Consider the following 7,069-nt stretch of genomic DNA (forward strand, 5'->3'; position numbering starts at 1 on the left):
GCCGGGCGCTGCCGCCGGGCGTGGGGGGCCACGAGGGCGGGGAAGAGGGGCACCCGGGCACCCGTACGGGCGGCCCGTACCTCTAAGCCGTACCCCTGGCCCTACCTATCACCGGCAACAAGAACGCCCCGGACAGCAACCGTCCGGGGCGTCGTCGTACCGCTGCACGCTCAGGACGCCGGATTCCCCGTCGACACGTTCAGCTGGATTTCCGGCATGTTCTTGGGGTCGACGTCCGTGTCGGCCGCCGGGAACTGGTTCATGACCGTGCCCTCGCCGAACGTGTTCTCGTCCACGTTGATGATCTTGGGGCGCCAGCCGGCCGCCTGGAGGCAGGCCTTGACGGAGTCGATGTTCTTGAACTTGAAGTTGGGGACGCGGATCTTGTCCGGGTCGTTGTAGGACTCCTCGGGCTCGGAGCACTCCGTGTCCTCGATGGTCTTGGACGGGTCCGGCCCCCGGTGCCCGGCGACGGCGCCGGCCGAGGGGGACGCCGTGACCTCGCTGCCGCCCTCCTCCTTCTTGCCGGTGCCCCCGTCGAAGGCGATGGCGATGAGCAGGGCGCTGACCGCGACGACGGCGGCGACGACGGAGCCGACGACGAGGGGCCGGGCGCTGCGGCGACCGCCGGCCGCGGGCACGGGCGCCGGAGTCGCGGGCCCGCCGTTCATCGGGTACGTCTGGGCGCCGTACGCGGGCGCCGGCGTGGCGTACCCCTGCTGGGGATAGCCGTACGACGGCGGAGGCGTCGCCCCGTACGGGCCGGGCTGGGCGCCGTAGGGACCGGGTGTCGGCGTGCTGGGACTCGCGCCCACCGGCGGGAAGACCGCCGAACCCACGCCCTGCCCGCTGCTCGTGGGCTGCCCCGGCACGATGCTGGGCGGCGCGGCCTGGAAGGACGCGGCGACGCGCAGGCACTCGTCGCGCATGGCGACGGCGCTCGGGAACCGTTCGTTGGGGTTCTTCTTCAGCGCGCGGGCGATCAGCGCGTCGACGGCCGGCGGCAGCGCGCGGTTGATGGAGGAGGCGCGCGGCGGCTCCTCCTGGACGTGCGCGTAGGCGATGGCCAGCGGCGAGTCCGCGTCGAAGGGCAGCCGCCCGGTGACGAGCTGGAACAGCATGATGCCGACGGAGTAGAGGTCGGAGCGCGCGTCGACGGCGCGGCCGAGCGCCTGCTCCGGCGAGAGGTACTGCGGCGTCCCGACGACCATCCCGGTCTGCGTCATCGACGTCACCCCGGACTGCATGGCCCGCGCGATGCCGAAGTCCATGACCTTGACGACGCCGCGCTTGGTCATCATCACGTTGCCGGGCTTGATGTCCCGGTGGACGAGCCCCATCTCGTGGCTGATGTCGAGCGCCGCGAGGACGTCCGCGGTGATCTGGAGCGCCTTGTCGGCGGGCATCGCCCCGTACTGCGTCACGTCCGTGTCGAGCACGGAGCCGAGCGGCTGGCCCTCGACGAACTCCATGACGATGTACGGCGTCGTCTCGCCGCCGCTGACGTCCTCGCCGGTGTCGAAGACGGAGACGATGTTGGTGTGGGTGAGCTTGGCCACGGCCTGCGCCTCACGCCGGAACCGCTCCCGGAACGCCTCCTCCCGGCCGAGCTGGGAGTGCAGCGTCTTGACCGCGACCTGCCGGTCGAGGACGGAGTCGTAGGCGAGGTGGACGGAGGCCATGCCGCCCTCGCCGAGCAGCCCGCGTACCTGGTAGCGTCCGCCCGCGAGCGACTGCCCCGTGAACCGGCCGTCTGCGCCGTCGTGGCTCATTGTCTGCGCGTCCCCCATCAGGCCGTCGCCACCGCGTTCGTAGTGACCGAGACCATTGATCCCATGCGTCAATCTCGGCCAAGTCTGCCTCAGGCCCCTCACACGTCAAGCTCGGTGCCCGTTCCGTGACCGTACGCGAAAGAAGCACCGCGCGAGCGTTACAGCGTCCGCATCGCCGGTACACGGAATGTGCACGAGCACACGCCCCGGCGGGCCGTGCGCGAGGACCTTCCCGGATCGGGGGCCCGGCGGGAGGCTGTAGCGTGGCCGACGGAGACCGTGACAACACCGCGCGCACCGCGGGCAGAAACGACGGCGAGGACTGATGGCACAGCAGCAGCGCTCTCAGGGCCCGTCCGACCCCGAGGCGACTGACGGCGGTATGTCGGACGCGCCGGAACAGTGGGGCAACGGCGGCCTGGTCGGTGACGGACGTTACCGGCTCACGCGCAGACTCGGCCGTGGCGGCATGGCGGAGGTGTTCGCCGCCGAGGACGTGCGCCTCGGACGGATGGTCGCCGTCAAGCTGCTGCGCTCCGACCTCGCCGAGGACCCGACGTCCAAGGCCCGCTTCACGCGCGAGGCCCAGTCGGTGGCCGGTCTGAACCACCACTCCATCGTCGCCGTGTACGACTCCGGCGAAGATGTCATGGCCAACGGCCAGGCCGTGCCGTACATCGTCATGGAGATCGTCGAGGGCCGCACGATCCGCGACCTGCTGCTGAACGCGGAGGCGCCGGGCCCCGAGCAGGCGCTGATCATCGTCTCCGGGGTCCTCGAAGCGCTCGCCTATTCGCACCAGCACGGCATCGTGCACCGCGACATCAAGCCCGCGAACGTCATCATCACGAACAACGGCGCCGTCAAGGTCATGGACTTCGGCATCGCCCGCGCCCTGCACGGCGCGTCCACGACGATGACGCAGACCGGCATGGTCATGGGGACGCCGCAATACCTCTCCCCCGAACAGGCGCTCGGAAAGGCCGTCGACCACCGCTCCGACCTGTACGCCACCGGCTGCATGCTGTACGAACTCCTCGCGCTGCGGCCCCCGTTCGTCGGCGAGACCCCCCTCTCGGTGGTCTACCAGCACGTCCAGGACATCCCCGTACCCCCCTCGCAGGCGTCCGGCGGCGCCTCCCCGCCGGAGCTCGACGGGCTCGCCATGCGCGCGCTCGCGAAGGAGCCGGACGACCGGTTCCAGACGGCCGAGGAGATGCGCGGGCTCGTCCAGTACGGCCTCCAGATGCTGTACGACCACGGCCCGCACACCGGCACCTGGAACACAGGACCGGTCACCGCGCCGATCGCCGCGCACCCCGCCACCGGCGGCTACTCCAGCACGACGATGATGCCGCAGGGCGGCCACGGCGGCGCGACCTCGCAGATCCCCCAGCCGATCCTGCCCCAGGGGTACGGCTCCGGCGACGACGGCGGCTTCGAGGGCCACGGCAACCACGGCAGCGGGCGCGGGAAGCTGTGGATCCTCGCGGTGCTGGCGATCATCGCCATCGCGGCGGGCGTCGCGCTCGCGCTCCAGAACACCGGCGACAAGGGCGGCGGCACGGACACCACCCCGACGCCGACCGTCTCGTCCACGACCAGCACGGACTCCTCGTCCCCCTCGCCGAGCGAGACCGAGTCCGACGACTCGAGCGACTCGTCGACCGAGAACAGCACGACGTCCGGCGGGAGCGGGAACTACCCCGACCCGACCACACCGACGCCCACGCCGACTCCGACGCAGTCGCAGCAGCAGAGCAGCGACCCGACGCCGTCGGGCGACGACTCGCCGGAGCCGTCGTCGGACCCGGGCACCACCGGGGACACGACGACGGGGACGACGAACCAGGGGTCCACCGGGACGTCGTCCGGTACGACCAACGGGAGCACCTCCGAGGGAGGGACGTCCAGCGGGAGCCAGTCGGAGGGCAGCACGACCGGGCTGGGCGGGCTGACCGGCGGCTGACCGGAGTGTTTCGCGGGAGCGGGAGGGGGCGCGTGCCGATCGGTACGCGCCTCAGTCGTTCTCCGTGTGCACCGTCGCGTACTCCGGCGTGACCCACAGATAGACGGGGTCCGCCGGCGCCTCCCCCGGGAACAGCGCGCGCTCCTCCGCCGTCGGCTCGGCCGTCTCGCACACCCCGACGACCTGCACCGACCAGCGGTCGGCCGCGCCGGTCCCGTACGCCACGACCTGTCCCGCGCACGCGCGCTGGTGGCCGCACAGCCGCAGGAGCAGCCGGTCCGCGACGACGGCGTGGCGGGCGGTCGCGAGGAACGGCAGCGCGCGGACGCTGGCCGCGACCTGGCCGTGGTCGGCGTCGGCGAGGAGGTCGAGGGCGTGCCGGGTGTCGGCGGTGAGCGGCATGAGGTCCACTGTGGGCGCGGTCCCACGGGCGGGGACAGGGCCTGACGCCTCTGGGAAAGGGGACGTAAGTCCCGAGTAAGAGGGGAGGGGGCGCGGAAAGGCCTAGCGCCGCTCTTCCACCTGCATCCGCGCCACGTACGCCGCCGCCTGCGACCTGCGCTGCATGCCCAGCTTCGCCAGCAGGCTCGACACGTAGTTCTTGATCGTCTTCTCCGCGAGGTGCAGTTCCTCGCCGATCTGCCGGTTGGTGAGGCCCTCGCCGATGAGGTGGAGGATGCGGCGCTCCTGGTCGGTGAGCCGCTCCAGGCGCTCGTCGCCCTTGGGGGCGCCGTCGCGCAGCCGCTCCAGCACGCGCGCGGTGGCGACGGGGTCGAGCAGGGACCTGCCCTCCGCGACGTCCCGTACGGCGGACAGCAGCTCGTCGCCGCGGATCGCCTTCAGGACGTACCCGGACGCGCCCGCCATGATCGCGTCGAACAGGGCTTCGTCGTCCGCGAAAGAGGTCAGTATCAGACACTTCAGGGACGGGTCCTGGGAGCGGATCTCCCGGCACACCTCGACGCCGCTGCCGTCGGGAAGCCGCACGTCGAGGACGGCGACGTCGGGCCGCAGGGCCGGGATACGGGCGAGCGCCTCCGCCGCCGTACCCGCCTCGCCGATCACCTCGACGCCGTCCTCGACCGCGAGCAGCTCGCGCACGCCACGCCGGACGACTTCATGGTCGTCGAGGAGAAAAACCCGGATTTCCGCCTTTTCGCGCACGAGATCAGTTTCACACACAACCCTTCCCGTGGCCGGGGAGCGCGGGATAACGTGCCGTTGCTCCGGCCTCCTGCGAGGCTGTGACCAGGGCCCTCGTCGACTTTGCCGAATTTACTTGGAAATCCGAGTAAAAACGCAGGTCAGAAGGGGTTTCACAGAAATGTGGAGCACTGGGTAACGTGAGCGCCTCAGGGCGCTCGCCGGAGCTCATGTCACGCCTGTTCCGGCCGAGTGGCACCCACCCCGTGCACGGGTGTCCGGAAACAGGTAGGCCGCACTGGACCCCGGCAACCCCGGGAGCCGGACCGACGGAGGAGCTACACGTGACCGTGGAGAGCACTGCCCCGCGCACATCGCGACGCGGCGGTGGAGGCAAGGCCGCAGCGACCCGCAAGACAGCCGCCGCGAAGAAGAGCACCGAACCCGAACTCGTGCAGTTGCTGACCCCCGAGGGCAAGCGGGTCAAGCACGCCGAGTACGACAAGTACGTCGCCGACATCACCCCCGAACAACTCCGCGGCCTGTACCGCGACATGGTCCTCACCCGGCGCTTCGACGCCGAGGCGACCTCCCTCCAGCGCCAGGGCGAACTCGGCCTGTGGGCCTCGCTGCTCGGCCAGGAAGCCGCCCAGATCGGCTCCGGACGCGCCCTGCGCGACGACGACTACGTCTTCCCGACCTACCGCGAGCACGGCGTCGCCTGGTGCCGCGGCGTCCCGCCGGAGAACCTGCTCGGCATGTTCCGGGGCGTCAACAACGGTGGCTGGGACCCCAACAGCAACAACTTCCAGCTCTACACGATCGTCATCGGCTCCCAGACGCTGCACGCGACCGGGTACGCGATGGGGGTCGCCAAGGACGGCGCCGACAGCGCGGTCATCGCGTACTTCGGGGACGGCGCCTCCAGCCAGGGGGACGTCGCCGAATCGTTCACCTTCTCCGCCGTCTACAACGCGCCCGTCGTGTTCTTCTGCCAGAACAACCAGTGGGCGATCTCGGAGCCGACCGAGAAGCAGACGCGGGTTCCGCTGTACCAGCGGGCCCAGGGGTACGGGTTCCCCGGCGTCCGGGTCGACGGCAACGACGTGCTCGCGTGTCTCGCGGTGACCAAGTGGGCGCTGGAGCGGGCGCGCAGCGGGGAGGGGCCGACGCTGGTCGAGGCGTACACGTACCGGATGGGGGCGCACACGACGTCCGACGATCCGACGCGGTACCGGCTGGACGACGAGCGGGCGGCGTGGGAGGCGAAGGATCCGATTCTGCGGCTGCGGACGTATCTGGAGTCGCTGAAGGGGTCCGGGGTTTCTGGCTCAAACCACCCTGAAGAGGGATTTTTCGCGGAACTCGAAGCTGAGTCCGAGGCGTTGGGAAGGCGAGTGCGTGAAGCGGTCCGGGGGATGCCGGACCCGGACCGGTTCGCGATCTTCGAGAACGCCTACGCGGACGGGCACTCGCTCGTCGACGAGGAGCGGGCTCAGTTCGCCGCCTACCAGGCGTCGTTCACGGATGCAGAGGGGGTCTGAGACATGGCAGTAGAGAAATTGGCGGTGGCCAAGGCGATCAACGAGTCGCTGCGCCGAGCCCTGGAGGAGGACCCCAAGGTCGTCATCATGGGCGAGGACGTCGGCAAGCTCGGCGGCGTCTTCCGTGTCACCGACGGGCTCCAGAAGGACTTCGGGGAGAGCCGCGTCATCGACACACCGCTCGCCGAGTCGGGCATCGTCGGTACGGCCATCGGGCTGGCCCTGCGCGGGTACCGGCCGGTCGTGGAGATCCAGTTCGACGGGTTCGTCTTCCCGGCGTACGACCAGATCGTCACCCAGCTCGCGAAGATGCACGCGCGCTCGCTGGGCAAGGTCAAGCTCCCCGTCGTCGTCCGCATCCCCTACGGCGGCGGCATCGGTGCCGTCGAGCACCACTCCGAGTCGCCCGAGGCGCTCTTCGCGCACGTCGCGGGGCTGAAGATCGTCTCGCCGTCCAACGCGGCGGACGCGTACTGGATGATGCAGCAGGCCATCCACAGCGACGATCCGGTGATCTTCTTCGAGCCGAAGCGGCGGTACTGGGACCGGTCGGAGGTGGACACCGAGGCGATTCCGGGGCCGCTGCACAAGGCGGTCCGCGCGCGCGAGGGGTCCGATCTCACGCTCGTCGCGTACGGGCC

The 7,069-nt window shown here is 70.6% G+C and carries 6 protein-coding genes; 3 read left to right on the forward strand and 3 right to left on the reverse strand.

Annotated elements, in window-relative coordinates; translation table 11 throughout:
* Positions 1–170: 170 nt before the first annotated feature.
* Entirely contained in the window at positions 171–1,772 is a 1,602-nt protein-coding gene (locus tag AOK24_RS34910; protein WP_055723998.1) for a protein kinase domain-containing protein, read from the reverse strand.
* A 325-nt stretch (positions 1,773–2,097) separates the two neighbouring features.
* On the opposite strand from AOK24_RS34910, the gene AOK24_RS34915 reads away from it, so the two are divergent.
* A complete protein-coding gene (locus tag AOK24_RS34915; RefSeq protein ID WP_206191327.1) occupies positions 2,098–3,741 on the forward strand; it encodes a protein kinase domain-containing protein in 1,644 nt (547 codons plus the stop codon).
* 51 nt (positions 3,742–3,792) lie between these two features.
* On the opposite strand, the gene AOK24_RS34920 is transcribed toward AOK24_RS34915, so the two are convergent.
* The gene (locus AOK24_RS34920; RefSeq protein WP_055724001.1) at positions 3,793–4,143 is read right to left on the reverse strand and encodes a hypothetical protein; all 351 of its coding nucleotides are present in this window, start codon (positions 4,141–4,143) and stop codon (positions 3,793–3,795) included.
* 102 nt (positions 4,144–4,245) lie between these two features.
* Positions 4,246–4,905, reverse strand: coding sequence for a response regulator (locus AOK24_RS34925; RefSeq protein WP_055724000.1), 660 nt, complete (start codon positions 4,903–4,905; stop codon positions 4,246–4,248).
* A 323-nt stretch (positions 4,906–5,228) separates the two neighbouring features.
* On the opposite strand from AOK24_RS34925, the gene pdhA reads away from it, so the two are divergent.
* The gene (pdhA, locus tag AOK24_RS34930) at positions 5,229–6,428 is read left to right on the forward strand and encodes a pyruvate dehydrogenase (acetyl-transferring) E1 component subunit alpha (protein ID WP_079057148.1); all 1,200 of its coding nucleotides are present in this window, start codon (positions 5,229–5,231) and stop codon (positions 6,426–6,428) included.
* A gap of 3 nt (positions 6,429–6,431) precedes the next feature.
* Positions 6,432–7,069 (forward strand): alpha-ketoacid dehydrogenase subunit beta (locus AOK24_RS34935; protein ID WP_240554269.1); only part of this gene is annotated, 638 nt, incomplete at its 3' end.

Source organism: Streptomyces niveiscabiei, from assembly GCF_001419795.1.
Taxonomy (GTDB): Bacteria; Actinomycetota; Actinomycetes; order Streptomycetales; family Streptomycetaceae; genus Streptomyces; species Streptomyces niveiscabiei.

What these genes read in the sequence shown, in the direction of transcription:
- AOK24_RS34910 (WP_055723998.1), bottom strand. Translation starts at nt 1,772, where the DNA reads ATGAGCCACGACGGCGCAGACGGCCGGTTCACGGGGCAGTCGCTCGCG.
- AOK24_RS34915 (WP_206191327.1), top strand. Translation starts at nt 2,098, where the DNA reads ATGGCACAGCAGCAGCGCTCTCAGGGCCCGTCCGACCCCGAGGCGACT.
- AOK24_RS34920 (WP_055724001.1), bottom strand. Translation starts at nt 4,143, where the DNA reads ATGCCGCTCACCGCCGACACCCGGCACGCCCTCGACCTCCTCGCCGAC.